General features: G+C 61.4%; 1 pseudogene. It reads right to left on the bottom strand.

The features are described 5' to 3' along the window. A pseudogene (locus AC2YI2_RS35340) lies at positions 1–223 on the bottom strand (chemotaxis protein CheA); the annotation flags it as partial.

Below are 223 nucleotides of genomic sequence, written 5' to 3'. Positions count from 1 at the left end.
TCCCTGATCGTGATGATCACTTCGCCGCCGGTCTGATGGGCCGAGAGGATAACCTGACCCTTGGGCGGCTTGCCGGCTGCGATACGATCCTCGGGCTTTTCGAGCCCGTGGTCGATCGAGTTGCGGACGAGGTGGACGAGCGGATCAGCCAGGCGGTCTATGACCGTCTTGTCGACTTCGGTCGTCTCGCCTTCGGTGATAAGCTCGATCTCCTTGCCCGTCT

Source organism: Rhizobium sp. SRI_017 (assembly GCF_057586295.1).
The sequence above is the reverse complement of the archived record's forward strand: the minus strand, read 5'-3'. Positions and strand labels throughout refer to the sequence as shown.